Annotated in this window: 26 protein-coding genes; 11 read left to right on the forward strand and 15 right to left on the reverse strand. The window is 57.9% G+C overall.

Annotated features, from left to right (window positions below; all coding sequences use genetic code 11):
- The first annotated feature begins 1 nt into the window (after position 1).
- A complete protein-coding gene (pyrF, locus tag ABJZ52_RS13395; protein ID WP_348190014.1) occupies positions 2 to 739 on the forward strand; it encodes an orotidine-5'-phosphate decarboxylase in 738 nt (245 codons plus the stop codon).
- On the opposite strand, the gene dgt is transcribed toward pyrF, so the two are convergent.
- From dgt to rocF, 3 genes are all read right to left on the reverse strand, one after another.
- Complete coding sequence (dgt, locus tag ABJZ52_RS13400; protein WP_348190016.1) at positions 736 to 2,067, reverse strand: dGTP triphosphohydrolase; 1,332 nt, start codon at positions 2,065 to 2,067, stop codon at positions 736 to 738. The genes pyrF and dgt overlap by 4 nt on opposite strands.
- 99 nt (positions 2,068 to 2,166) lie before the next feature.
- Positions 2,167 to 3,252 (reverse strand): ornithine cyclodeaminase, encoded by a 1,086-nt coding sequence (locus ABJZ52_RS13405; RefSeq protein WP_348190018.1) that lies wholly within the window; start codon positions 3,250 to 3,252, stop codon positions 2,167 to 2,169.
- Between the two features lie 29 nt (positions 3,253 to 3,281).
- Entirely contained in the window at positions 3,282 to 4,217 is a 936-nt protein-coding gene (gene rocF, locus ABJZ52_RS13410) for an arginase (protein WP_348190020.1), read from the reverse strand.
- A gap of 139 nt (positions 4,218 to 4,356) precedes the next feature.
- On the opposite strand from rocF, the gene ABJZ52_RS13415 reads away from it, so the two are divergent.
- Both ABJZ52_RS13415 and ABJZ52_RS13420 read left to right on the forward strand, forming a co-directional pair.
- Positions 4,357 to 4,809 carry an Lrp/AsnC family transcriptional regulator gene (locus ABJZ52_RS13415; protein WP_348190022.1) on the forward strand — a complete coding sequence of 151 codons (453 nt, stop codon included), beginning with the start codon at positions 4,357 to 4,359 and terminating at the stop codon, positions 4,807 to 4,809.
- 89 nt (positions 4,810 to 4,898) lie between these two features.
- Positions 4,899 to 5,816 carry a bifunctional helix-turn-helix domain-containing protein/methylated-DNA--[protein]-cysteine S-methyltransferase gene (locus ABJZ52_RS13420; protein WP_348190024.1) on the forward strand — a complete coding sequence of 306 codons (918 nt, stop codon included), beginning with the start codon at positions 4,899 to 4,901 and terminating at the stop codon, positions 5,814 to 5,816.
- Positions 5,817 to 5,830: 14 nt separating this feature from the next.
- On the opposite strand, the gene ABJZ52_RS13425 is transcribed toward ABJZ52_RS13420, so the two are convergent.
- From ABJZ52_RS13425 to ABJZ52_RS13445, 5 genes are all read right to left on the reverse strand, one after another.
- A complete protein-coding gene (locus tag ABJZ52_RS13425; protein WP_348190026.1) occupies positions 5,831 to 7,096 on the reverse strand; it encodes a hypothetical protein in 1,266 nt (421 codons plus the stop codon).
- A gap of 33 nt (positions 7,097 to 7,129) precedes the next feature.
- Positions 7,130 to 8,446, reverse strand: coding sequence for a folylpolyglutamate synthase/dihydrofolate synthase family protein (locus ABJZ52_RS13430; RefSeq protein ID WP_348190028.1), 1,317 nt, complete (start codon positions 8,444 to 8,446; stop codon positions 7,130 to 7,132).
- A gap of 133 nt (positions 8,447 to 8,579) precedes the next feature.
- Complete coding sequence (gene accD / locus ABJZ52_RS13435) at positions 8,580 to 9,512, reverse strand: acetyl-CoA carboxylase, carboxyltransferase subunit beta (protein WP_348190030.1); 933 nt, start codon at positions 9,510 to 9,512, stop codon at positions 8,580 to 8,582.
- A gap of 65 nt (positions 9,513 to 9,577) precedes the next feature.
- Positions 9,578 to 10,411: a tryptophan synthase subunit alpha gene (trpA, locus tag ABJZ52_RS13440; protein WP_348190032.1), complete on the reverse strand. Its 834-nt coding sequence runs from the start codon at positions 10,409 to 10,411 to the stop codon at positions 9,578 to 9,580.
- Positions 10,412 to 10,536: 125 nt separating this feature from the next.
- On the reverse strand, positions 10,537 to 10,761 hold the full coding sequence (locus ABJZ52_RS13445; protein WP_348190034.1) for a hypothetical protein: 225 nt from the start codon (positions 10,759 to 10,761) through the stop codon (positions 10,537 to 10,539).
- A 296-nt stretch (positions 10,762 to 11,057) separates the two neighbouring features.
- Between ABJZ52_RS13445 and ABJZ52_RS13450 the strand changes: the two genes are divergently transcribed.
- Positions 11,058 to 11,264, forward strand: a complete 207-nt coding sequence (locus ABJZ52_RS13450; protein ID WP_348190036.1) for a hypothetical protein — start codon at positions 11,058 to 11,060, stop codon at positions 11,262 to 11,264.
- Positions 11,265 to 11,340: 76 nt separating this feature from the next.
- Here the strand turns inward: ABJZ52_RS13450 and trpB are convergent, their stop codons facing one another.
- From trpB to ABJZ52_RS13465, 3 genes are all read right to left on the reverse strand, one after another.
- Positions 11,341 to 12,546 carry a tryptophan synthase subunit beta gene (gene trpB / locus ABJZ52_RS13455; RefSeq protein ID WP_348199814.1) on the reverse strand — a complete coding sequence of 402 codons (1,206 nt, stop codon included), beginning with the start codon at positions 12,544 to 12,546 and terminating at the stop codon, positions 11,341 to 11,343.
- 15 nt (positions 12,547 to 12,561) lie between these two features.
- Positions 12,562 to 13,221 carry a phosphoribosylanthranilate isomerase gene (locus tag ABJZ52_RS13460; protein ID WP_348191360.1) on the reverse strand — a complete coding sequence of 220 codons (660 nt, stop codon included), beginning with the start codon at positions 13,219 to 13,221 and terminating at the stop codon, positions 12,562 to 12,564.
- A gap of 75 nt (positions 13,222 to 13,296) precedes the next feature.
- Positions 13,297 to 15,579 (reverse strand): NADP-dependent malic enzyme, encoded by a 2,283-nt coding sequence (locus ABJZ52_RS13465; RefSeq protein WP_348191363.1) that lies wholly within the window; start codon positions 15,577 to 15,579, stop codon positions 13,297 to 13,299.
- Between the two features lie 133 nt (positions 15,580 to 15,712).
- Here ABJZ52_RS13465 and mutS point away from each other — a divergent pair, with 133 nt between their 5' ends.
- Positions 15,713 to 18,439, forward strand: a complete 2,727-nt coding sequence (gene mutS, locus ABJZ52_RS13470; RefSeq protein ID WP_348191366.1) for a DNA mismatch repair protein MutS — start codon at positions 15,713 to 15,715, stop codon at positions 18,437 to 18,439.
- Positions 18,440 to 18,541: 102 nt separating this feature from the next.
- Positions 18,542 to 19,717, forward strand: a complete 1,176-nt coding sequence (locus ABJZ52_RS13475; protein ID WP_348191369.1) for an MFS transporter — start codon at positions 18,542 to 18,544, stop codon at positions 19,715 to 19,717.
- A 6-nt stretch (positions 19,718 to 19,723) separates the two neighbouring features.
- Here the strand turns inward: ABJZ52_RS13475 and ABJZ52_RS13480 are convergent, their stop codons facing one another.
- Together ABJZ52_RS13480 and ABJZ52_RS13485 are read right to left on the reverse strand one after the other, a co-directional pair.
- Positions 19,724 to 20,053 carry a hypothetical protein gene (locus ABJZ52_RS13480; protein ID WP_348191372.1) on the reverse strand — a complete coding sequence of 110 codons (330 nt, stop codon included), beginning with the start codon at positions 20,051 to 20,053 and terminating at the stop codon, positions 19,724 to 19,726.
- A 132-nt stretch (positions 20,054 to 20,185) separates the two neighbouring features.
- Entirely contained in the window at positions 20,186 to 20,707 is a 522-nt protein-coding gene (locus ABJZ52_RS13485) for a DUF2244 domain-containing protein (protein ID WP_348191375.1), read from the reverse strand.
- A gap of 22 nt (positions 20,708 to 20,729) precedes the next feature.
- On the opposite strand from ABJZ52_RS13485, the gene nth reads away from it, so the two are divergent.
- Together nth and ABJZ52_RS13495 are read left to right on the forward strand one after the other, a co-directional pair.
- A complete protein-coding gene (gene nth / locus ABJZ52_RS13490; protein ID WP_348191378.1) occupies positions 20,730 to 21,563 on the forward strand; it encodes an endonuclease III in 834 nt (277 codons plus the stop codon).
- Positions 21,560 to 22,081 (forward strand): GNAT family N-acetyltransferase, encoded by a 522-nt coding sequence (locus ABJZ52_RS13495; RefSeq protein ID WP_348191381.1) that lies wholly within the window; start codon positions 21,560 to 21,562, stop codon positions 22,079 to 22,081. Before nth ends, ABJZ52_RS13495 begins: the two co-directional genes overlap by 4 nt.
- 28 nt (positions 22,082 to 22,109) lie before the next feature.
- Here ABJZ52_RS13495 and irrA read toward each other — a convergent pair whose 3' ends face one another.
- Entirely contained in the window at positions 22,110 to 22,541 is a 432-nt protein-coding gene (gene irrA, locus ABJZ52_RS13500) for an iron response transcriptional regulator IrrA (RefSeq protein ID WP_348191384.1), read from the reverse strand.
- Between the two features lie 350 nt (positions 22,542 to 22,891).
- Between irrA and fabA the strand changes: the two genes are divergently transcribed.
- The 3 genes from fabA (at position 22,892) to fabI (ending at position 25,582) form a co-directional block, all read left to right on the forward strand.
- The gene (fabA, locus tag ABJZ52_RS13505) at positions 22,892 to 23,398 is read left to right on the forward strand and encodes a 3-hydroxyacyl-[acyl-carrier-protein] dehydratase FabA (RefSeq protein WP_153771643.1); all 507 of its coding nucleotides are present in this window, start codon (positions 22,892 to 22,894) and stop codon (positions 23,396 to 23,398) included.
- 136 nt (positions 23,399 to 23,534) lie between these two features.
- Positions 23,535 to 24,758, forward strand: coding sequence for a beta-ketoacyl-ACP synthase I (fabB, locus tag ABJZ52_RS13510; RefSeq protein WP_348191387.1), 1,224 nt, complete (start codon positions 23,535 to 23,537; stop codon positions 24,756 to 24,758).
- Between the two features lie 11 nt (positions 24,759 to 24,769).
- A complete protein-coding gene (gene fabI / locus ABJZ52_RS13515; protein ID WP_348191390.1) occupies positions 24,770 to 25,582 on the forward strand; it encodes an enoyl-ACP reductase FabI in 813 nt (270 codons plus the stop codon).
- 79 nt (positions 25,583 to 25,661) lie between these two features.
- Here the strand turns inward: fabI and ABJZ52_RS13520 are convergent, their stop codons facing one another.
- Positions 25,662 to 26,198, reverse strand: coding sequence for an SH3 domain-containing protein (locus ABJZ52_RS13520; RefSeq protein ID WP_348191393.1), 537 nt, complete (start codon positions 26,196 to 26,198; stop codon positions 25,662 to 25,664).
- Between the last annotated feature and the right edge of the window lie 84 nt (positions 26,199 to 26,282).

The following is a 26,282-nucleotide window of genomic DNA, read 5'->3' on the forward strand; positions in this document are numbered from 1 at the left end:
CATGTTGATGACGCCCACTCCAAGCCCCTTCAAGCCACAATCTGCTAGTGAACGGCTGATGTTGCCGGTCGACGTGCCAACCGTGGAGGAAGCCCGCACGCTTATAAAAGCCACCGAAGGTGTTGTTGGCGTCTACAAGATCGGAATGGAACTCCAGTTTGCCGGCGGGTTGGACCTGGCGCGGCAGCTGGCGGATGAAGGTCACAAGATCTTCCTGGATGTAAAACTCCACGACATCGACAACACAATCTTCTCGGCAGTGCGCAACGTCGCCAAGATGGGTGTGCGGTTCATGACGATTCATGCCTATCCAAAGACCATGCGGGCCGCCGTCAAGGCGTTGGAAGAAGACAGCATCGATCATCTGTGTCTTCTCGGCGTTACGGTTCTGACCTCGATGGATGATGATGACCTGCACGACGCCGGCTACCGCGGCCGGGTTGCTGAGCTTGTCGGAACACGTGCGGAAGATGCCAGAGCCGCTGGAATGGGGGGGATTGTCTGTTCGCCTCATGAGGCCGCGGCCATGCGGCCCATCCTTGGAAAAGGCATGGTCATGGTAACACCAGGTGTGCGCCCTGCCGGAAGCAGTGCAGACGACCAGAAACGGGTCATGACGCCGGGTGACGCCATTCGCGCGGGAAGTGACTATGTGGTCATCGGACGACCGATCTCGCGTGCCCGGGACCCCCGCGCCGCCGCCGAGGCTATTGTCGCCGAAATCGACGCAGCGCTTTAGATCCCTGACAACATGCGGGCGGTCTTCACCGCATAACGATCCGTCATTCCGGAAACATAGTCGGACAGGGAATGCAGAGCGGTATATGGGCTGTCGACATCGCGAATGTCGATACCGGCAGCCTTGATCAGCTGACGATGGTAGGAGTCCAGATGCTCTGACTGCCAATTGGCGGCGTGAAGCTTCACATAGACTTCCGAAACACCTTCCAGAACACGATGCACAACGTTGCGGCCTTGAACTTCCAGTTCAGTCTTGCGCGGCGACGTAAAAAGTCGTTCCCGTGCCAGTTTCTTGATGGCCTTGAACTCTTCGGCCTTATCGGACACATCGATCAAGGCATCAGAGAAAGTGCCGTTCATGATAGCCTGATAATTGTCCTTGAAGGCACTGACACAAGCCTTGATGGCGATGCCGATCCCGCGAGCCCGAGCGTAGGCAATGCGGTCGGAATCGGTCATATGAGACCGGTCCTTGCTGAATTTGCCCGTGATTGGCTCCAGATGCTCGACTACCGTTTCGGCCGAGAAATCGCCTGAGGTGAAGGCGTCTTCGAGATCCAGAATATTGTAGCAAATGTCGTCGGCGGCCTCGACGAGGAACACCAGAGGGTGACGGCGCCACCAGACCCCATCCGCATCAGTCTCCGCGGGCAACCCGACAGCAGTGGCGACCTCTTCGAACTGGTCAAACTCACTTTCAAAAACGCCGAATTTCTTCAGGCCACAGTAGGATGTGGGCAGACTGGCTCGGGTCCGAGCCGTAACCGGATATTTGGTGAAAGCGCCAAGCACCCCGCGCGACAGGCGCATACCGCCTGCATTTCGATAAAGCTCAAGCCGGGTCAAGATCCGGAAACCCTGTGCGTTGCCCTCGAATTCCTCGAACTCATGCCGCAAGCCCGGATCCAATTCGGCGAAAAGCGGTGCGTTGGTGGTGAACTTGGCCGCAAACCACTGGCCAATGGCCGCCTCACCGGAGTGTCCGAAGGGCGGGTTGCCGATATCATGCGCCAGGCAGGCTGCTGAAACGATCCCGGACACCACATGCCGTTCACCTTCAGGGATATGCCCTTCACTCTCGAGCCACTCGCCAACCTCAACACCTAGCGAGCGCCCAACACTGCTGGTCTCCAGACTGTGAATCAGCCGGTGGTGCAAGTGGTCGTTCTCATAGAGCGGATGAACCTGTGTCTTGTTGGCCAGACGCCGAAAAGGGGCCGAGAAGGTAATCCGATCCGCATCCTGAAGATACGAAGGCCGATTTGGGCGCTTTGTGAACTCCGGTTGGCTCAGAAGCCCTTCATCAAGCAATTTGGACCAGTCCACACCTGTCTCCCCGGCGTCTTACAAATAAAACCCGCCAATCTCGCGATCAGCGGGCCTATCCATACACGGGTCACAAAGACGGGTCGAGATGCTCTGCCGTCAGGCGGCAGCGCCATTCCCTTGAGACTGGGAGCGCAGGACCATGCCGTAAAGATCGCGCGGGTCATCCGGGTCTGCCAGCAGGTCCAGCTTGGTGAAATGGCCGGTCTTGGGCAGCAGGTCGTGAACGAACCTCAAGGCGGCAAAATCCTCGACTGCAAAGCCGACGCTGTCAAATAGGGTGATCTGGCGTTCGGACGTCCTGCCAGGCGCTTTACCGGAGTAAACCTGCCACAACTCGGTGACCTGATGGTCTTCCGGAAGTTGCTGAAGCTCGCCCTCGATGCGCGTCTGTTCTGGAAATTCGACAAAGATGTCCGAGCGCAGAAGAATATCCTTGTGCAGTTCCGTCTTGCCTGGACAATCTCCGCCCACGGCATTGATGTGCACGCCCGGCCCGACCATGTTGTCGGTCAGGATCGTCGCATTTTTCTTGTCGGCCGTGACGGTCGTGATGATGTCCGCACCTTCAATAGCGTCTTCCGGAGTTTTGCAGATCGTCACATTGAGACCGGAGCCAGCCAGATTGCGCGCGAGGCGCATGCTCGCTTCCGGATCAATATCATAAGCGCGGATCTCAGTGATCCCGACCTGCGCCTTGAAGCCCAGACACTGAAAGTCAGACTGCGCGCCATTGCCGATCACGGCCATGGTCGTCGAGCCCTTTGGCGCAAGGTGTTTTGCTGCAAGCGCTGACGTTGCTGCCGTGCGCAGGGCCGTGAGAATGGTCATTTCAGTGAAGAGCAGCGGATAGCCGGTCGCAAGATCCGACAGGACGCCGAAGCCGGTCACAGTCTGCAATCCATCCCGAGTGTTGCCTGGATGGCCATTGACGTATTTAAACCCGAAGGTCTTGCCGTCACTGGTCGGCATGAGCTCGATCACGCCCTCTGGCGCGTGTGCAGGGATGCGCGGCTTTTTGTCAAAGCTCTCCCAGCGTAAAAAATCTGCTTCGATATACTCGGCCAATCCCTTGATGAATTCCTCCACACCCACTGTGGCAACATTCTTCATCATGTCATCGACGCTGACGAAGGGAACATAAGCAAGCTCGGAAGGGGCCAGATTGGTGATCTTCATGCTCATGAGACAACAACTCCAGGTCAAAAACGGGATCAGAAACTACGTGTGGGACGATCGAAGACGCGGCGGCCGAACAAGGAACCGACAAGGTCCACCATCAGGCGGGCCGTTCTCCCCCGGTCATCAAGGAACGGATTGAGTTCGACGAGATCGAGCGATGTCACGAGATCGCTGTCGTGAAGCATCTCCATCACCAGATGGGCCTCACGGAAGGTCGCACCACCGGGAACGGTCGTTCCGACTGCAGGAGCAATATCCGGGTCCAGAAAATCGACGTCCAGACTGACATGGAGAAGGCCTCCCTCAGTTGCGACGCGCTCCAGGAACGGAGCCAGGATAGAACCGATTCCCTTTTCGTCGATCATGCGCATGTCGCGGACACCAACACCGGACTTCACCAGAAGCTTGCGCTCTTCCGGATCGATGGATCTGACACCCAGAATCTCGATGTTTCCCGGGTCGACTGGATGTTCAAGAGGTTCGCCGAGAAACCCGTCAAAACCGGGCAGACCCGCTGCGAACGCAAGCGGGGTCCCGTGCAGATTGCCGCTCTTGGTACTTTCAAGCGTGTTGAAATCGGAATGAGCATCCAGCCAAAGAACGAAAAGCGGCCGTTGCTGATCAGCAGCGGCGGCGGCATGCCCCGTCACGGTTCCAGCAGCCAAGGCATGATCGCCGCCGAGATAAATCGGAAAAACCGGATCATTGGCCAGTTTTTTCGCGCATGAATGCAAGGATCGCGTCCAGGCGACGACGTCATTGAAGTCCTTGAGGTGTGCAAGCGGCGCGCTGACATGCGCGACGGCCTCGGGTACAAGATTGCCCAAATCGCGCACCGGGTGACCCAGGTCAATCAGAGCTTCAGATATGCCAGCGGTGCGGAAGGCATCCGGACCCATGACGCACCCGCGTCGGCCTGCCCCTGCCTCGATTGGAGCTCCGACAAGAACGATGTCTTCGAACGTCACGGCTGCATACCCTCATTGCTCGATCAATAGTCATTGGGAAAGCGTGACAGGCAGGACTGGCGGAGTAAATCCAGACGATTGCTCAAATTCGTAGTTCGATTTATCATTTTGACATCTTCAATTGATCAAAATGAACTCAATGGACACTCTGGATCTACAACTCATCTCGGCGCTGAGATCCGACGGACGGCGATCCGTCTCCGATCTTGCCGACGATCTGAAAGTCTCCCGCGCCACCGTGCGCGCCCGCATGGACAAGCTGCAGGCCTCCGGAGAAATCCTCGGCTATACCGCCGTGCTGCGCGACGACTGGCGCGATCTCCCCATCCGTGCTGTCACATTGATCGAGATCGCCGGGCGCAACACGGAGCCTGTCGCCCGCGCGCTTACAGCCATGACGGAGGTGCGTGCCATCCACACGACCAACGGCAAGTGGGATCTTGTGCTGGAAATCGCGACGCGAGACCTGACCGCTTTCGATGAGGTGCTCCATCGCATCCGCCTGATCGAGGGCATATCCGGCTCGGAGACCAACCTGTTGCTTTCGACCCGCAAAGGACCCGTAGCATCCGCGTCGGGCTTCGGCACCTGACACAATGACCGCTGCTCTCGCAAATCGGGTGGCGAAGCGCCCCTGGCTCGCACTATGGTCCTTTTCAGACAGTTTTCGGAACCAAGCGCATGACCAAGACCCTTGATCCCAACAGCCTGACACCCAAGGCCACACCGATATCAGTCGGCCCCGACGCCGAGGCCGACTATCGCGTCGTCCGCCAGACGCTGGAACGCATTACGCTCAGCTGGCGCGAACAGCCGAGCCTGGAGCAACTGGCAAAGGAAGCCGGACTCCAGCCGATCCAGCTGCAACGTGTCTTTTCGAGATGGGCCGGCCTGACGCCAAAGCAATTTCTGCAAGCGATCACACTGGATTACGCAAAGGCCTTGCTACGCGATTCCGCCAGTGTTCTGGACGCGAGCTATGAAGTTGGCCTGTCGGGGTCGAGCCGTCTCCACGACCTCTTCGTAACCCATGAGGCCATGACACCCGGCGCCTACCGCGGCAGGGGCACCGGCCTGACCGTTTTCTACGGCTTTCACCCTTGCCCCTTTGGTCAGGTTCTCCTGATGGTCACCGACAAAGGCCTTGCAGGGCTTGCCTTTGCAGACCCTGGTGAAGAAACCTCTGCGCTCGAGGACATGTGCGAGCGTTGGCCGGCGGCCCGGTTCATCGAAGACAAAAGCGCGACAGCACCCTATGCGTCCCGCGTTTTCGACCCGGGCGAGTGGGATGGTGAAACGCCGCTGAATGTTGTTTTGATCGGCACCGACTTTGAAATCCGCGTCTGGCAAACGCTTCTCAAGATTCCGATGGGCCGCGCGACAACCTACTCGGATATCGCCAGGACACTGGGCAATCCCAAAGCCTCCCGCGCGGTCGGGACGGCCGTCGGCCGCAATCCGATTTCATTTGTCGTGCCCTGTCACAGGGTGCTTGGCAAAAACGGGACACTTTGCGGCTACCATTGGGGCCTGACCCGAAAAAAAGCCATCCTCGGCTGGGAATGCGGCCTCAACGGCCCGGTGCTGGAAGCTCTTTAGCCAGCCTTGGGATCCTAGTGGATCGGGCCGGCCGGCATCGGCATGTTCGCTGTGATCTGCCATCCGAACGATGCAATGCGCTCCGCCGCGAGGTCGGTGATATCTCCCGTCATCAGGAAATCAACGGCCGTTGGCGGAAACGGCAGATCTGAAAGACCTTCATTCATGGTCGCAAAGGTAGTCGCTGTTGCTTCCGTCCAGGCCACCATGTCCAGAGGCATGATCAAAGCGGCTGCACCGTCGCGTCTGATTGCAATCGGATAGCCAGCCACTTGCCGGATGCTGGTCAGCCCTGCGATGGTCTCGTGGTAGTGCAGCGTCAGAACCACCTTTCTCAGCTGGAAATAGGCCTCATCGCGCCCACTGGCGGCGGCGGCCTTCACCGCGAGGATATCGAGACCGTCAACCATCGAAAACTGCCGCAGATGATATGCAATCACAGCACGTTCAGCCGGCGTATAGAACGGGTTCTTGAGCAGCTGATCAATCACGTTGTCCGAAACACCGTCCTCGCGCAAAGTGTCTGCGGTTCGCTGTTCGAGTTCTGTGCGCGTGCTGTCGACCAGCAATGTCCGGAAGGACTCGGCGCGTCCCGCCACCTGAGAAATCATCCCGCCCGGAACAAGCGCCAGAAGAGCATTGACGGTCAGACTGCCAGCTGTCGAGACGCTTGCCGCCTGATCCAGCTTGTCAGACAGCGGCTTGTATTTTGTATAGGGATCCACACCAAGTTTCACGGCCAGTTCCCGGCGCGCGCGCGCTTGGCCGGTAATGGACTTGGCCAGCTCAGCGGGTGATCCGGCCTCACCTGACACTGCCTGTTCGACACCCTTGGAGAGCCGCCCGAACATCTTTCCAACGCCGGAAATCGTGTTCTTGGCGGTGCCGACAGGATCTGAGACCGTGCTTTCCACGAACTCCGCCGGGCGCATGGCCGCCTTCTTCAAACCATCTAGAAAGCTCGCGTCGGACTCAAGTTTTTCCATTGCGGACAAGACCTTGAGTTCATGCAAGCGCAATTCCAGCAGGCCGTCGCCCGATAGATGCTCGATGCCCAAATCCGTCTCGACATCATAGAGGCGCAAATAGCCGTCACTGCGCACCGGTGACAGGACCAGATAACCGGGACCAACCTCCTGGCCTTCCAGAACAACTCCAGGATCCTGTTCCGGTGCTGTCTCATACGTATCGGTAAAGGCGACGCTGGAAGGAACGGCGATCGCCGCAAAAGCAAACCCGGCAAGGAAGGCCGAGGTCAGGGCGGATTTGACACGTTTCATGGTCGCTCCTTCAGCATTTCCTACAGCACGCTTTTAGCGCGGCGGCATGTTGTTCGCGGCGAGAACTTCCCCTGTCAGATAGAGCGACCCGCAAATTAATATACGCGGTGCCTCTCCGTCTTTTTGCGCGCGGCTCACAATGTCGGCAATGGCATCTTCAAGTGACGAGAATGGAGAAGCTTCGAGGCCCGCCAGGCGCGCGAAATCTGCAAGTTCCAGCGGCTCGCGGGCCGTGGTGGTTGTCGAGATCGGAACCGTCGCCACGTGACGTGCGAGCCCTTCAAACGACCGGAAGAACCCGACAGGGTCCTTTGTCGTCAGCATACCGCAGATCATGTAAAGGGGCTTCGGGCTACGTTCTTCCTGCTCGCCCATGAAGGAGGCGATGGAAACGCCAGCCCCCGGATTGTGACCGCCATCGAGCCAGACTTCCGCTCCTTCGGGACATTTGTCCACCAGGGCGCCATTGACAAGCGGCTGCAAACGACCCGGCCAGTTGATGGATTTGAGGCCCTCTGATGCGGTTTTTTCGCCAGACCAAAGACCCGCAGCTTTCAGGGTTGCGATTGCCATCCCCGCGTTGATGACCTGATGTGCCCCGATGAGCGAAGGCATTGGCAGATCGTAAAGTCCTTCCTCGTCCTGGAAGGCCATACGTCCCTGATCCGCATAAGAATTGAACTCCTGGCCGAACCGATAGACCGGCGCCTTCAAACGGGCAGCCTTGCGTTCAATGACGGCCAGCACCTCGTCGTCCTGCGGGGCGACCACTACCGGGCAGCCTGCCTTCAGGATGCCTGCCTTTTCCGCCGCGATTTCGGCCAGCGCCTCTCCCAGGAACTTCTCATGGTCCATGGAGATCGGCGTAATCACCGTTGCAAGCGGCTCATCAATGACGTTGGTTGCATCAAGACGACCCCCCAGACCAACCTCAAGCAACAACACATCGGCCGGATTTTCCGCAAACAAAAGGATCGCGGCAGCGGTCGTGATCTCGAAGAAGGTAATCTCTTCTCCTGCATTGGCTTCTTCGCAGGCGTAAAGCGCCTTGAAAAGCTCGGGATCGGAGACGAATTCACCGTTTGCGCCAAGCCGAATTCGCTCGTTGAAAGCCACAAGATGCGGAGACGTATAAACATGGCAACGCTTGCCATCCGCCTCAAGCATTGCCCGCAGCGTCGCCGTGACAGACCCCTTGCCGTTCGTGCCTGCGACATGGATTGTCGGCGGCAGCCGTTTTTCCGGCGATCCGAGGGCTTCAAGCAAACGATTCATTCGCCCGAGAGAAAGGTCAATCTCTTTCGGGTGCAGAGCCAGAAGGCGATCAAGTATAGCGGTAATTTGATCCAAGACGTCCTCGCCGATCAGGTCCCAGCGGGTCGAAGCCGAGTGTGTCCGGCCTTGGTGTTTCAGGCAAGAGCCTGAGTAGAATGTGCCGGGTAAGCGTCGCTTTTTCGACACTTACCCGGCTGTTTCGCAAAGGTCAGGCTTCGGCACCTTCCGCAACCGGCTTTTCGGTTGGTTCAGATGCGGCCGCTTCCGGGCTCGGCAAGGACGGAACCTCGACTTCACGCTTCATGAGAATACCACAGATGCGCGCGATAGTGTCCTTCAGGTCGTGCCTATTGACGACCATGTCGACCATTCCGTGCTCAAGCAGGTATTCGGCGCTCTGGAAACCTTCCGGCAGCTTTTCCCGGATCGTCTGCTCGATAACACGGCGACCCGCGAAGCCGATTTGCGCGCCCGGCTCAGCGATGTGAACATCACCCAGCATCGCATAGGAAGCCGACACGCCGCCTGTGGTCGGATTGGTCAGAACGACAATATAGGGAAGGCCTGCTTCCCGCAGCATCTGCACGCCAACAGTTGTCCGCGGCATCTGCATCAGCGACAGAATGCCTTCCTGCATCCGCGCACCGCCAGAGGCAGCGAACAGAACAAAGGGTGTGTGCTTTGCCACCGCCGCCTGCATGCCTGCCAGAATGGCCTCACCGGCTGCCATGCCGAGTGAACCACCCATGAAAGCGAAGTCCTGAACAGCTGCGGTCAGATCCGCGCCATTGACCTTGCCCTGCGCCACATGCACGGCATCGCTCTCGCCGGTCTTGGCCCGGTATTCCTTCAGACGATCGACATATTTTTTCGTGTCGCGGAATTTGAGCGGGTCTGCCTGAACGTCAGGTGTTTCAACCACCTCATAGTTGCCAGCGTCGAAAAGCGTCTCAAGACGCTTCTTTGCCGGCATGCGCATGTGGTGACCAGAGGCCGGTACGACCCACAAGTTTGCTTCCAGATCGCGGTGAAACACCATCTCGCCCGTTTCCGGGCACTTGATCCAGAGGTTTTCCGGCACTTCGCGCTTCTTCAGGAGATCGCGGATTTTGGGCCGTACGAGGGAGTTGATCCAGTTCACCGGGCGTGTCCGTTCTTTTAAACAATTGCTCTCAGATCAGGCGCGTGGGCCCAAACTGCGGGAATTCAAACGCTGCGCGCACGGGCGGCGCCGCCAGCAAGCGACGCGACGAGGTCCGTAACCGCAGTAACAGTCTTATCGGTTGCCTTTCCGGCATCATCAAGGCTGTCACGAATAGCATTTACAAGCACCGAACCAACGACCACACCATCAGCGTTTTTGCCGATAGCCTCTGCGTCTTCGGCTGTTTTCACGCCAAAACCGACCGCGACAGGCAGGGAAGTATGACCCTTGATGCGCTGAACCGCGTTTGAAACATTGGTCACGTCAAGCGCGCCTGTTCCAGTAATCCCGGTCACAGACACATAGTAGACAAAGCCGGAGGTGTTGGCGAGCACCGCAGGAAGGCGCTTGTCGTCGGTCGTCGGCGTGGCAAGACGGATGAAGTTCAAACCTGCATCAAGCGCCGGAATACACAATTCATCGTCAGCTTCGGGCGGAATGTCGACGATGATCAACCCGTCAACTCCAGCGTCCTTGGCCTCGACAACGAATTTCTTCGGATCGCGGATATAGATGGGATTGTAGTAGCCCATCAGGATGATCGGCGTATCCGGATCATCTTCACGGAATTCGCGCACCATCTGGAGCGTCTTGTCCATGGTCTGGCCAGCGGCGAGCGCGCGTTGGGTCGCCAGCTGGACTGGAACGCCTTCGGCCATCGGATCGGAAAACGGCATGCCGAGCTCGATGACATCGGCACCTGCGGCCGGCATGGCTTTCAGAACCGCTTTGGATGTTTCAAGATCCGGATCGCCTGCCGTGATGAAGGTCACCAGAGCCGGGCGGTTTTCATCCGCACAGGCCTTGAAGCGGCGATCGATACGCGTTTCCGTCATGCTATTCCTACCCTGCTACGCTCGAAACGCGGGAACCACCAGCATTTCAGTTCCGTTTGGATGTAGTGGGCAGGATTACCTCATGTCAATCCGCATTGGCGATTCGAAGTCGCGAAAAAGTCGGCTTAGCGGGCGTCGTAAACCTTGGCAAAGACCGCCTGGGAAATTTCTTCGCGCTTCAAACCACGAACGGCGAGTTGCTCATCGCTCAGATCAGCGAGTTCGGCGTAAAGCGTTTTCGCCTCAAGAGCCCGGTAAAAGATATCAGAAAAAGTCAAAAAGGAACGCTTGACGGAAGAAGCAGCCGAAAAGACGACATCAAATGGGGAAGCAACGATGGAAAGAGCCATTGGACTACCTTTTTAAGCTTGCGCTGAACCGGCAGGTCTGGACCCTTCTCCAGGGCAGACGCCAGCAAGAATTGCTTAAACAATACGCTTGTTGTTTTGCGATGCAATATCTCATACCGCGCAGCAGCAATGCATTTTTGGAATACCACGGCCGAGCATTGCTGAGAGAAATGGCAAATCAGGTGACGTGCACACTGTGCATATCTGGTAGGCGAGCTAGACCATTGCCAGTGCACTCAGTGCACATTATGTTGGTCACTGTAGCCCATAGCAAACCAACAACAAGGGAGACACCAATGGCTCTTGCCCCCAAACCTGATGGCAATAATGGCCTCTCCACTTTCTGGAACCGGGTCAAATCCTACGTCCCGACCGGGAAGCCGGCTGAAAGCCTCTTTGAACGGGACGTCCCGGTCAGCCAATCGGCCGAGCAAATGGATGCGCGCGATCAACAGGCCTTTCTCATTGCCCGCATCGCTGCAGTGGGAATGGGTGGCCGCTGACGCAAGCACCGCCTGAAAACACAAAAGCCGCCGGCAAATCTGCCGGCGGCTTTGTTTTATCCATATTTTTCTGAGCCTAGAGATCAAAGCCCAGCATTTCACCGACCGCGAAGACATCCTTGTCGCCGCGACCACAGAGGTTCATGACGATGATCTGATCCTTGTCCATGGTGGGCGCCAGCTTGGTGACATGGGCCAGTGCATGAGCCGGTTCGAGAGCAGGAATGATCCCTTCGACCTTGGTCAGAAGCTGGAATGCCTCAAGAGCCTCATCGTCCATCGCCGGAACATAAGAGACGCGGCCGGTGTCCTTGAGCCAGGAGTGCTCAGGGCCAATGCCGGGATAATCGAGGCCTGCCGAGATCGAATGACCTTCGAGGATCTGGCCATCATCGTCCTGAAGCAGGAATGTCCGGTTTCCGTGAAGAACTCCCGGCTTTCCTGCGGTCAGGGAGGCGCAGTGCTCCTCGCCTTCAAGACCGCGACCACCTGCTTCGACACCATAGAGCTTGACGCCTGGATCATCGAGGAACGGATGGAACAGGCCGATTGCATTCGAGCCGCCGCCAACAGCCGCAACCAGGGCGTCGGGCAAACGGCCTTCGGCTGCCATCATCTGCTCGCGTGTTTCCTGACCAATCACAGCCTGAAAGTCACGGACCATTTCCGGATAGGGATGCGGGCCCGCCGCGGTTCCGATCAGGTAATAGGTATCATCAACATTGGTGACCCAATCGCGAAGCGCTTCGTTCATGGCGTCCTTGAGCGTCCCGGCCCCTGCCGTGACCGGGACGATTTCGGCACCTAGAAGCTTCATGCGGAAGACGTTCGGCTTTTGCCGCTCCACATCCGTCGCACCCATATAGACAACGCAAGGCAAACCAAAGCGGGCGCAAACGGTGGCGGTCGCCACCCCATGCTGCCCAGCGCCGGTTTCCGCGATGATCCGCGTCTTGCCCATGCGCTTGGCCAGAAGAATCTGACCGAGGCAGTTGTTGATCTTGTGAGATCCAGTGTGATTCAGCTCGTCACGCTTGAAATAAATCTTCGCGCCGCCGAGGTGCTCCGTCAGCCGTTCGGCAAAATACAGCGGCGATGGCCGTCCCGTATAATGCGTGTTGAGCTCGGTCACTTCCTCGGCAAAAGCCGGGTCGTTCTTCGCAGCGTCATAGGCCTTTTCAAGGTCCAGGATCAGCGGCATCAGGGTTTCGGCGACATAGCGACCACCAAAAATCCCGAAATGGCCGCGCTCGTCCGGTCCGGACCGCATGCTGTTCGCCATCGTGGTCAACGCAAGTTACTCCCCTGCCACGTTTGCGCCTCGGGCGGCTGCCACGAATGCGCGAATAAGTTCTACATCCTTGACGCCTCGCTCCCGCTCCATGCCGGAGGATGCGTCGATCGCCTTCACACCACTTTGGGCAATTGCATCAGCAACGTTTGACGGATCAAGTCCCCCCGAAAGCATGAAGGGCTTGGACAGGTCAAGGTCTTTGAGCAGAGACCAGTCGTAGGAAACGCCGTTGCCGCCCGGTACATCAGACCCTTGAGGCGGTTTGGCGTCAAAAAGGATCATGTCAGCAACGATAGAGTAGAACTGCGCCTGTTCAAGGTCAGCGGCCTCGGATATCGGAACCGCCTTCATGACCTTTTTCTTGTACATGACCTTTGCGGCGGCACAGGATTCCGGCGTTTCGGAGCCGTGAAACTGAAACCAATCGGGCGACACCAACTCGTTGATCCGCGACAGTCCGTCCAGGCTCATGTCGACCGTCAGGGCGACAATCTCTGCCTTGCCACGCGCCATGTCCGCCAACTTGCAGGCCTGCGACAGCGAGACGTGACGCGGGCTCTTGGGAAAGAAGACAAGCCCTATCATGTCAGCGCCAGCATCCAGAGCCGCCTGCATGGTTTCTTCGGTCGATAGACCGCAAACTTTGATGATCAGATTAGTCATGAAGTCTTTCTAGCACCAACGCACGGGGACACATAGGCCCCCGAAACCTCTTTGGTGCCTACCGATTCAGGGCCTTCAGGTCACATTGAACGCAGCAATGGCAGCCATGTTGACGATATCGCTGTCCTTGGCTCCCATCGGCACGATCTGAACCGGTTTGTCTAGACCGACCAGAAGCGGGCCGATGACCGTAGACCCACCAAGTTCCTGCAGCATCTTTGTGGAGATCGAAGCTGAGTGGAATGCTGGCATGACCAGAACATTGGCCGGACCGGTCAGACGGCAGAACGGGTAAGAGGCCATCTTGTCCATGTTCAGGGCAATGTCGGCTGCCATCTCACCATCGTACTCGAAGTCGACCCGGCGGCGGTCGAGTATCTTCACAGCTTCCTGAACCTTCTCCGACCGCTCGCCTTTTGGATGCCCAAACGTGGAATAGGCCAGCATGGCAACCCGCGGCTCGTAGCCAAGCTTGCGCGCGACATGTGCTGCTTCTTCGGCGATATCAGCCAGTTCTTCCGATGTCGGCATGTCGATGACGGCCGTGTCGGCAATCAGGACAGTGCGACCACGGGCAATAGCCAGAGAAACACCAATCACACGGTGACCCGGCTTGGTGTCAATGCAGGAACGGACCGTGTCCAAAGCAACTGAGTAGTTACGTGTCAGGCCTGTCACCATTGCATCTGCATCACCACGCGCGACCATGATCGCACCCCAGTAGTTGCGATCGTTGTTGACCATGCGCTGGCAGTCGCGGAGGAGGTAGCCCTTGCGCTGCAGGCGGCCGAACAGGAACTGAGCATAATCGCTGTTGCGGTTTGAAAGACGTGCATTCTGAATGACGATGCCGGGCCGGTTAATGTCAACGCCTGCGGCAAGGGCAACGGATTTAACCTCGTCCTCGCGGCCGATCAGGATGGCTTGGCCGAGTCCCTGGTTGACGAAGCTGACCGCTGCCCGGATGACCGGCTCCTCCTCGCCCTCGGCGAAGACGACACGCTTTGGCATCTGTCGGACCTTGGAGAAGATCCGCTGCAGTGTTCCAGCGACCGGGTCACGGCGGGCAGAAAGCTGCTGCTTGTAGACTTCCATGTCGACGATCGGGCGGCGGGCGACCCCTGAGTCCATCGCCGCCTGAGCGACAGCCGGCGGGATGGACGAGATCAGACGCGGATCGAAGGGAACGGGAATGATGTATTCCGGTCCGAACTTCGGTCGATTTCCGCGGTAGGCTGCGGCGACCTCATCGGGCACTTCCTCACGGGCAAGCTCCGCCAGTGCGTGGGCACAAGCCACCTTCATTTCATCATTGATGGTCGTCGCCTGCACATCCAGCGCGCCCCGGAAGATGTAAGGAAAGCCAAGAACATTGTTGACCTGGTTCGGATAATCCGACCGGCCCGTTGCCACGATGGCGTCGTCGCGCACTTCCGCTGCCTCTTCCGGTGTGATTTCCGGATCCGGGTTGGCCATGGCGAAAATGATCGGGTTCGGAGCCATTGCGCGCAGCATGTCGTGGGTCAACGCGCCCTTGACCGACACGCCGAGGAAAACATCAGCCCCTTTCAGGGCGTCATAGAGTGAGCGTGCCTCGGACTCGACCGCGTGGGCTGACTTCCACTGGTTCATGCCTTCCGCGCGGCCTTTGTAAATGACGCCTTTCGTGTCGCAGAGGATGACATTCTCGTGGGGCACGCCCATGGCCTTGATCAACTCGATGCAGGCAATGCCGGCTGCGCCCGCGCCATTGCAAACGACCTTTACGGTTTTCATGTCCCGGCCCGTCAGGTGAAGGGCATTGATCATGCCAGCTGCGGCAATGATTGCCGTGCCGTGCTGATCGTCATGAAAAACCGGAATGTCCATCAACTCGCGCAGGCGCTGCTCGATGATGAAACAGTCGGGCGCCTTGATGTCTTCCAGGTTAATGCCGCCAAAGGAGGGCCCGAGGTACCGGACGGAATTGATGAACTCCTCGACCTCTTCCGTGTCGACTTCCAGATCGATGGAGTCCACGTCGGCGAAGCGCTTGAAGAGGACCGCCTTGCCCTCCATGACCGGCTTGGATGCAAGAGCCCCCAGGTTGCCCATGCCCAGGATCGCAGTGCCGTTGGAAATAACGGCGACCAGATTGCCGCGCGTCGTGTAGTCGAAGGCGCGACTGGGATCATCAGCAATAGCGCGAACCGGAACCGCTACGCCGGGCGAATAAGCCAGTGACAAATCCCGCTGGGTCGCCATCGGTTTGGTTGGCGTGACTTCGAGCTTTCCCGGCCTGCCTTCCTGATGGAACTGAAGCGCTTCCTGGTCGGTGAAGCTGACGGACGTTTTGGAGGTCTTGTCGTTGGCGGACATGGTTTCGGCGTTTCCTTTTTCGGCCTTCTTGCGCGGTCGTGGGCAAGACCTTATCCCCTGAAAATTGCCCACTCAAGGCGAGATCGGGCATAGCATTTGTGAAAGCACGAAAAGGGTTTGCTACTTTCGCCTCATGTCAGAAAACCAGTCTCTCAAAGCGCCGCAGGCGGAAGCCCGCGTCACCCCGATGATGGCCCAGTTCATCGAGATCAAGACGGCCAATCCGGACAGCCTCCTGTTCTACCGGATGGGAGATTTCTACGAGCTGTTTTTCGACGATGCCGAAGTTGCTGCCCGGGCGCTGGGCATCACCCTGACGAAGCGCGGCAAGCACCTTGGCGAAGACATTCCCATGTGCGGAGTCCCGGTCCATGCGGCTGATGATTATCTGCAAAAGCTGATTTCACTCGGCCATCGGGTTTCCGTGTGCGAGCAGACTGAAGATCCGGCTGAAGCGAAAAAACGCGGCTCCAAATCGGTGGTGCGCCGGGATGTCGTGCGGCTGGTGACGCCGGGAACGCTGACAGAAGAGCGGCTGCTCGATTCCAGCGCAAACAACTTCCTGTCCGCCATGACGAGGTTGCGCGGCGGGTCGCTCGCAGGCGACAGCGTTTATGGCCTGGCATGGATCGACATGTCGACGGGGTCGTTTCAGGTCGCCGAGACGGACGACCAGCGGCTTGCGGCGGATCTCGCCCAGATTTCCCCGCGTGAGTTGATCCTGCCTGACACTCTCTTGCAGGAGGCTGATCTTCGGCAAACCGCAGAACAGCTGGGCGGTGCCCTGTCGCCCGTGCCGCGTGCCTTCTTCGACAGTTCGACCGCCGCAGATCGCCTGGCTCACTACTTCGGCGTCAAGACGCTCGACGGCTTTGGCACCTTCTCCCGCGCAGAGCTGTCCGCAGCGGCCGGCATTCTTGCCTATATTGAAAAGACCCAACTGGGCGAACGACCGCCACTGGATCCGCCCACGCGCGAGGCCGGCGCCGGGCGCATGCTGATCGATCCGGCGACGCGGGCAAACCTGGAGCTGACCAGAACCCTTGGCGGAGAAAAACAGGGCAGTCTGCTGGCAACCATTGACCGGACGGTCACCGGCGGTGGTTCGCGGCTGCTTGCAAGCCGGCTCGCCGGCCCCCTGATCAATCCGGATGAAATCTCGCGCCGTCACGACGCGGTCGAGTTCTTCCTTGAAAATGAAATGATGCGCGAAGGCCTGCGGCAGACGCTGAAAGGTGCGCCGGACATGGCCCGCGCCCTGTCCCGGATTGCCCTGCAACGTGGCGGCCCACGGGATATTCTTTCTATCGCACAAGGCCTTACCGCCGCCCGAGCGGTTCTGGATCAAACCGGAAGTGTTTCCGCGACCATTCCTGCAGAAGTCGCGGCCGCCCGAGCAAGCCTTGATGCAGCGCCTCACACGCTGGGCGAAGAGCTGGTCACCGCGATCAAGGAAGATCCGCCATTGCTGAAGCGAGATGGCGGGTTTGTTGCCTCCGGCTACAATTCCGATCTCGACGAGCTCAGATCCCTTCGGGATGAATCGCGAAAGGTCATCGCCCGGCTTCAGGCGGACTATTCCGAAGAGCTCGGAATTCGCTCCCTGAAGATCAAGCACAACAACGTTCTTGGCTGGTTCATCGAAGCGCCAACCGCACAGTCGGAAAAGCTGACCTCCGACCCGGCGCGTTTCATCCATCGCCAGTCCATGGCGGGCGCGATGCGGTTCACGACCACGGAACTCGCGGATCTGGAATCCAAGATCGCTAGTGCCGGGGAACGGGCCTTTGCGATCGAGACCGAGATCTTCGAGCGCCTGGCAGGCGAAATCGTCTCGGCCGGCGATGCTATCAAGGCCGCCGCGCAGGGCCTCAGCATTCTGGATGTCTCCGCAGCGCTCGCGAAATTGGCACAGGAAGACAGCTATATCCGGCCCCAGGTCGATGACAGCCGCGCCTTCAACATCATCAGTGGCCGCCACCCGGTGGTGGAACGCGCGCTCAGGACATCCGGCAGTGAGAGCTTTGTTGCAAACGACGCTGATCTTGGGCCCGAGGGAGAAGAACAGACGGGCCGCATCTGGCTGATCACCGGTCCCAACATGGCCGGTAAATCGACCTTCCTGCGCCAGAACGCACTGATTGCCGTTCTTGCGCAAATGGGATCCTTCGTTCCAGCAGCATCAGCCCATATCGGCGTTGTCGACCGGTTGTTCTCACGTGTGGGCGCAGCCGATGATCTCGCACGCGGCCGGTCGACCTTCATGGTCGAAATGGTCGAAACGGCCGCGATCCTCAATCAATCCGGCGACCGCTCACTGGTAATCCTGGATGAAATCGGTCGCGGTACAGCGACCTTTGATGGCCTGTCGATCGCCTGGGCAACGATTGAACACCTGCATGAGATCAACAAGTCGCGGGCGTTGTTCGCAACGCACTACCATGAGCTGACCGCGCTCTCGCAAAAGCTCGACCGGCTGTCCAACGCCACCGTGCAGGTGAAGGAGTGGAAAGGCGAGGTGGTCTTTCTGCACGAAATCGTGCCCGGTGCCGCGGATCGCTCCTATGGCATTCAGGTTGCGAAACTTGCAGGTCTTCCGTCCAGCGTTATCGAACGGTCGAAAGCGGTTCTCAGCCAGCTTGAAGAGCAGGACCGGCGGTCACCGGCAGAATCCCTGATCGACGAATTGCCGCTCTTCGCGGCGCTGGCACCGACGCCCAGCGCCGCTACGGACCCTGGCGAGCCTGATCTTCTTGCTCAAGAACTTGATACAATTGACCCGGACGACATGACACCGCGCGAGGCACTGGAAGCGCTTTACCGGCTCAAGGCGGCGCGCTCCAACCGGGATCAGATCTGATTTGGCTTCATCAAGGCGTGACAGAAATCGCCTAAACGCATAGGCTTCAGACGCTCTTCCTTATCTGCGTTCATTCTCGCGCAGCACCAATCGGATTGAAACATGATTGCCTTGCCTGTCCTGCCCAAGCAGGGCCTCCATATCGTGTTTCTTCTTGTCCTCGGCTCAACCTGCACCGCATCGCTTGTGCCGGCCATGGGCTATTTCATTGTCGAGGGCCTGCAACAGCCGCCTTGGAAAATCGGCCTCTACACTGGCCTGGTGACGCCGCTTACCATGTTGGTGAACCGCCGGTTTGGACGGTTGCTCGACGGGTCCGTGCCGGTTCGAAAGCTGCTTGGCCTGTCCGTCGGTTGCTACGTGCTCTTTGCCGGTCTGCTGGCCAGCGGCCCGCGTTTTGAAGTTCTCGTTTTGGCTGGTGCGCCGATGATGGCGATTGCCAATGGCGCGACAGCGACAACCTTCACCTTCGGTCGGCTATATGCAAACGCCCATGACATCGACGCAGGCCGCTTCAACGCATTGCTGCGTATGGGCGTTTCGCTCGCGTGGATGATCGGGCCGGCGCTGACCTTCGTCCTGATCGCCGAGATCGGTTTTCAAAAAACCTATTTTCTATCGGCCGCCCTTGGCCTTGTCTGGCTGGCAAGCTGGTATTTTCTGGTGCCGGGCGGTTTCACCGCGCCGCCCAAGACCCGCAAGGATGAGCCCGCCAAGCGCATGGATTGGGCGCTTTTGCTGGCAGCTCTCTCCTGCACCATGTTTGCACTGGCCAACGTTCTCTTCACCACCGCGGCCCCGCTCTTCTTCATCAAGGAAGCAGGCCTGCCGGGCTTTACGCCGGGCATGGCGCTTTCGATCAAATGCTTTGTCGAGATCCTGGTGATTTTCGCGGCCGTCCGGCTTGCGGAACGTTTTGGCGCGCGGCAAGTCCTCCTGGTCGCCGCTCTTCTTGGCGTTTTTGCGTTCGGATTAATGGCCCAGGTCACGACAGTGGTGGAGGCAGCTGCCTATGCTGCCCTGGAAGGGCTGTACTACGGCCTCTTTGCCGGCATCGCCATCACCTACGTCCAAAGCTTCATTCCTGAAGAGCCCGGCAAGGCGACCGCAATCTACATGAACAGCCTGTTCCTCGGTGGAATGATCGGCGGCGTATCGATGGGCTTCATCGCCGATGTCTTCAATTTTCAGATGGTCGTCTACGCGGCCGGCGGCGTCGGCGCCCTAGCCTTCGTGGTCCTGATCCTGACAAAAAGGACGGGGCGACGCGTTTCCTGACGACTATCAAGAAAGCCGATGATCGGATTTGATCTGATCAATTTCCGCCTGCATCACCCGGAAGGCGTCAAGCGCAAGACGCTCCTCCTTGCTAAGGTCGCCAAGTTTGGGCTCAAGTTTTTCGATGAGGACATTCAGAGCATCGCCCATGCGGCCGAGCTGACGCCCGTAACTGCCGACTTCCTGAAGGACCTTCTGTTCGATCTCAGGTGCCGGCGACCTGCCGAGATTGATGTTGATCAGCCCGAACTGACTGCCAAAGGCCTTGAACATGTCAAACCAGGGATTGATGGCCTGGGTAACGTCACCAGAAAGAGGAAGTCGGAACTCGGGCATTGCTGGAAGCCTCTTGTTACATCGCGCAGCCTTTGCGGCACGCGGACATGAAAGGTGGCAACAAGTTACAGCAAGCCTGCTCGCTATGCGTGCTCAAATAGAAAGCGCACTACAATGGACCCTCTGTGCGGCTCAGACGCCGCCTGCCTTGGCGGTGGCAAGAGCGTTGGCCATGGCGCCAGCAAAAGTGGTGCGATCTTCAGGGTTCAGGAAATTTCCGATGTCGATGTGTTCGCCTCTTGAACTCAAGGACAACCGCGTGACGCCTTCATCCTCTAGGCGGGTCATCGACATGCGCACCCAAAAGGGATTGAAGCGAAACTCCTGATGACGTTTTCCGGGTCCAACCTTTCGCACGACAATTTCATGCGCCGAGACTGCAACTTCCTCATAGGTCTTGGCCGACGCATAATTCAGTCTGAACGCCAGCCAGATGAGCAAGACATCCAGGCCGAAAAATCCGAAGACCGGCCAAGCACCGATTGCCAGGAAAGCAACTCCGGAGATGAAACTCACTGCACCCACACACAACATGAAAACCATGAAGCCGCGCGGGCTAAATGAGCGATAGGGCGTCAGCACTGCCGAGAAGAATGGTTCTTCTCCGCGGTGAGTATCGTTTTCGGGCTCGGGTTTCGGATTGTCGGCTGTCATGAAGAAAGATTATAGAGTGGACATGGCAGATTCAAAGATCCCAAAGCGTCGCGCCACGTCTTCAACGACTGCGACAAAGAAGAAGACCGCGCCGAGACGGAAAGCACCGTCCGTCGACAATCCGGGCAAGGTCTTGAAACGGTCTCGCTATACCAAGGCTGAGACCTATGCGATCTTTCAACGATTTCATGCGGATAACCCCGAGCCAGAAGGCGAACTGGACTATGTGAACGCCTACACATTGCTTGTGGCCGTGGTTTTGTCTGCGCAGGCAACGGATGTTGGCGTCAACCGCGCAACGAAGCATCTGTTTCAGATTGCCGACACTCCGGAAAAGATGGTCGCTCTTGGCGAGGACAAGGTTCGCGAAGAAATTCGCACGATCGGCCTTTACAAAACCAAGGCGAAGAACGTCATTCTCCTTTCGCAGCAGCTGCTCCGTGATCACGACGGCGAAGTGCCCGATGACCGTGAAGACCTGGAGAAACTGCCTGGCGTTGGACGCAAGACGGCAAATGTGGTGCTCAACATCTTCTTCGGCCAACCGACCATTGCGGTCGACACACATCTGTTCAGGCTCGGCAACCGAATTGGAATTGCCCCGGGAAAGACGCCGCTGGATGTCGAAAAGGCCATGGAGCGGATCATACCACCGGAATTCAGCCTTCACGCGCACCATTGGCTGATCCTTCACGGCCGCTACATCTGCAAGGCGCGCAAGCCGGAATGCAAACGCTGTCTCATCTATGATCTCTGCAAGAGTCCGGAGAAGGAGATGTTTGACGCCATTCCGGAAATCGCGCTGCGCACAGCTGCACTTGTTGCCGCCGGCAAAACCCGTCTGGATGCTGAATGAATGTCCCGGAAGCAACGCAACGCCTGACGTTTCGTGAGGCGAATGAGGCTGACGCCGGGTTCTTTCTGAAGCTGATGAACGAGCCGGGCTATCATCGCTACATCGGTGACAAGCAGATCTCGGACCTTGCGAGAGCTGCTGCTTATATCCGCGAGAAGCTGATACAGAGCTATCGAAGCAATGGTTTCGGGCTCTGGTTGGTGACCAGGATGAGCGATGGCGAGCCGCTCGGCATATGCGGGCTTGTGGAGCGCGAGGGGTTTGATGGTCCGGATCTCGGCTATGCCTTTCTCGCAGAACACGGCGGATCCGGTTTTGCCCGGGAAGCGGCCCATGCAGTGAGCGACCATGCAGAACGCATGCTCGGGTTGGCGCAGCTTATCGCCATCGTCACGCCCGACAACAGCCGATCCATCAAATTGCTGCAAAAACTCGGATTTTCGCGATCCCACGACATGGTGTTTCCGGGAACGGACGAGCTCGTTGATATCTATTGCTGGAAAGCTGCGCTCAATTAGACGTGCGGTGAGCCGGATGCGGCAAGTCCTAGTCTTTCTGACGGACCCGGACGATCACATCGACGCGAACGACTTCCATTCCGTCCGGCGCCTGCGGGATACGGCCGATGCCGACGCCGTCACCTGGAATATCGATAACCTTGTTCTCACCTTCGATGAAAAAGTGATGGTGATCCGAGACATTCGTGTCGAAGTAGGTCTTGTTGCCATCAATCGCGACTTCTCGCAAAAGACCAGCTTCCGTGAACTGATGAAGAGTATTGTAGACCGTAGCCAGTGACACGGGAACATCCGCTTCAACGGCTTCTTCATGCAGCAATTCAGCTGAAATATGCCGGTCGCCCTTGGAATAAAGAATCTCGGCGAGTGAGACGCGCTGCCTCGTTGGGCGCAAACCTGCGCTCCGGAGGATGTCAGTCACTTTGTGTTCGGCATGATGTGTTTGCATCGTGTCGGTCATTCCCAGATCTTGTTTCCGAGGTCTTTTGCCTTTTGCAGCACCCTACCTGAACGTAGTGTGCGCAATGTAAATTGGCAATCAACCGGGATATTCAGCCTATAATTGGCATTTCTTGCCTCATAGATGCAAGTTTTTCCTCAACCTCATTTCGTCTATCGTCGAGCTCATCATTGAGAGAATTGCGGCTGCCGCCCCTTCAAACAGCGTATTTTGGCTTAAAGTTACGAGACGGGTGATCTTTCGGACCGGTTTCCCCTGTGTTAGGAAGGCGCCCTAACAATTCGATCAAAACCACCATCCGGTGAGCCGTTCGAGCGAAACCGGGTGCGAGAGATAACAACGGACCTCGAATGACCGAGCGGCGATCCAGCTACGAATACGAAGACCTTCTTGCTTGCGCACGTGGCGAGCTATTTGGACCCGGCAACGCACAGCTGCCGCTGCCGCCCATGTTGATGTTCGACCGGATCACGGAAATTTCCGAAACCGGCGGTGAATTCGACAAGGGCTTCATTCGCGCGGAATTCGATATCAAACCGGATCTCTGGTTCTTTCCATGCCACTTCCAGGGCAACCCTGTGATGCCGGGCTGCCTGGGCCTCGATGCCATGTGGCAGCTCACCGGCTTTTTCCTTGGCTGGCTCGGCCTTGAAGGAAAAGGAATGGCGCTCTCGACCGGCGAAGTGAAATTCAAAGGCATGGTTACGCCGGAAGTCAAAAAAGTCGAATATGGCATCGACTTCAAGCGGATCATGAAGGGACGTCTTGTTCTGGGTATCGCCGACGGCTGGCTGAAAGCCGACGGACAGCCCATCTACAAGGCAACCGATCTACGCGTCGGTCTTGCCAAGGGCTAAAAACCCTTACGACTTAGCTATCAGTGCGCAATTCGATCCGGCGCCCTTGCGTGTCGGATTGCCTTACGAAAACAAACCCGACCGGACGGCCGTGCACGCTGAACCGGCGGACAAGAAATCTGAATAGGAGACCGCGATGAGGCGGGTGGTTGTCACCGGAATGGGTATTGTGTCGTCGATCGGCAACAACACCCAGGAAGTTCTTGCAAGCCTTCGCGACGGCAAGTCGGGCATCAGTTTTGCACCAGACTACGCAGAACACGGCTTCCGCAGTCAGGTCCAGGGCATGCCGAACATTGACATTCCGTCGCTCGTTGACAAGCGGAACCTCCGCTTCATGGGTGATGGTGCGGCTTACAACTTCATTGCCATGGAACAGGCGATCGCCGACAGCGGTCTTGAAGACACCGACGTCTCGAATGAACGGACGGGTCTGATCATGGGGTCAGGTGGTCCGTCGACGAAGAACCTCTTCCAGGCCCACAAGATCGTCATCGAAAAGGGCGCTCCCAAGCGTATGGGCCCGTTCATGGTGACCCGCGGCATGAGCTCCACCAATTCGGCATGCCTCGCGACCCCATTCAAAATCAAGGGCATCAACTATTCCATCACGTCGGCCTGTTCGACGTCGGCGCACTGCATTGGCGCCGCAACCGAACAGATCCAGTTCGGCAAGCAGGACGTCATGTTCGCCGGTGGTGGCGAGGAACTGGACTGGACATTGTCCTGTCTGTTCGACGCCATGGGCGCGATGTCTTCCAAGTACAACGATACGCCCGAAACGGCCTCCCGCGCCTATGACGCAACCCGCGACGGTTTCGTCATCGCTGGCGGTGGCGGGGTTGTGGTTCTTGAAGAACTGGAACATGCCAAGGCACGCGGCGCGAAAATCTATGCGGAAGTGACCGGCTACGCTGCCAACTCTGACGGCTACGATATGGTTGCGCCATCCGGTGAAGGTGGCGAGCGCTGCATGCGTATTGCAACATCCACCCTCGGCGATCGCAAGGTCGACTACATCAACTCCCACGGCACGTCCACGCCCGTTGGCGACATCGGCGAGATCCAGGCCATCCGCCGCGTTTTCGGCGAAAAACAGCCTCCGGTGTCCTCGACCAAATCACTGACCGGCCATAGCCTGGGCGCGACAGGTGTTCAGGAAGCCATCTACTGCCTGTTGATGCTGGAAAATGACTTCATCACGGCATCAGCAAACATCACCGAACTTGATCCCGAGTTGAAGGAAGGTGAGATCGTCACCAAGCGCGTCGACGATGCTGGTCTTGATACGGTTCTATCCAACAGCTTCGGCTTCGGCGGCACCAATGCGTCGCTCGCCATGTCGCGCTTCCACGGCTGAGGGCTCTAAAAATGTCTGACATCATGAAAGGCAAACGCGGCCTGGTTATGGGTGTGGCCAACGACCACTCCATAGCCTGGGGCATTGCCAAAACACTCGCCGATCACGGAGCCGAACTTGCGTTCACCTATCAGGGTGAGGCCTTTGGCCGCCGCACCAAGCCGCTGGCCGACTCTGTTGGTTCCAACCTGCTTCTGCCGTGCGATGTGGAAGACATCGACAGCGTGGATGCGGTTTTCGCAAAGCTGAAGGAAGAGTGGGGCACCATCGACTTCCTGGTGCATGCCATCGGCTTTTCCGACAAGAGCGAGCTGAAAGGCAAATATGCAGACACCACGCGGGATAATTTCTCCCGGACCATGGTGATCTCCTGCTTCTCCTTCACGGAAATCACCAAGCGCGCTGCCGAGCTGATGCCAAATGGCGGTTCCATCATCACCCTGACTTATGGCGGCTCCACCAAGGTGATGCCGAACTACAATGTCATGGGTGTCGCCAAGGCGGCTCTGGAATCCTCCGTGCGCTACCTGGCAGCCGATTACGGTGGGCAGGATATCCGCGTGAACGCAATCTCTGCGGGTCCGGTTCGCACGTTGGCAGGCTCCGGTGTTTCCGATGCCCGGCTGATGTTCAACTATCAAAAGCGCAACGCGCCACTGCATCGGACGGTTTCGCTTGAGGAAATCGGGGGCACTGGCCTCTACCTCCTGTCTGATCTGTCCGGCGGTGTGACGGGCGAAATTCACTTTGTCGACAGCGGCTACAACATCATGTCGATGCCGCGTCTGGAAGAGCTGAAAGAACAGGAAGCCAAGGCCGACTAGAGTTCGGGCATTCTTGCAAAACAAAAAGGGCGGCCTTGTAGGCCGCCCTTTTTCATTCCAGAGATCATCAGATGACCGATCAGTCGATCAGTTCATCCGGATAAACGCCAAAAAGGCGCGTCTGATCGATCCAGCCGTCATACCCCTCGCCATGAACGCGACACCAGCCACCGGCGCATTCATCAACCGTGGCCAGGACATTCGCCTCAAGCTCGGCCACCATTTGACCATCCGACTTGGAGCGTGCCCTCAGCGGAGTTTGAACCGCATCATCCCAGGGCGTTACGAGAGCAGTCCTGCGGCCTGAAAGCAGGGAATGGAATACCCAACCTTCCTTGCCTTCCCAATCACGTATGCGCCGCCAGTTCTCGAACTCCTGAATGATCTCGACTGGCAGACCGGCCTGAACAAAGGTCCAGGCAACGTCGTGGTCTCTAGACGGGCCAATGCGAACATTGACGCGATCCGACTTCAGACTGACGAAACGGGGAACCGGCAATCCGCTGGCGCCCGTTTTGGTTGCCTGGGAAAAAGCCTCGATCGGCGAAAGCGCAAGGACTGCAAACAGAAGTGCGGCGGAAAGGACATCCTTCAACGAGGTCATCAATCGGGCCATATTATTCGCTTGTCCAATTGTTAAGTGTGAGCAACATCATGCAAAACCTGTAGCGAAGTTGGCGTCCGAAAACCAGCGTGCTCC

It is taken from the genome of Roseibium sp. (genome assembly GCF_039982295.1).
Taxonomy (GTDB): domain Bacteria; phylum Pseudomonadota; class Alphaproteobacteria; order Rhizobiales; family Stappiaceae; genus Roseibium.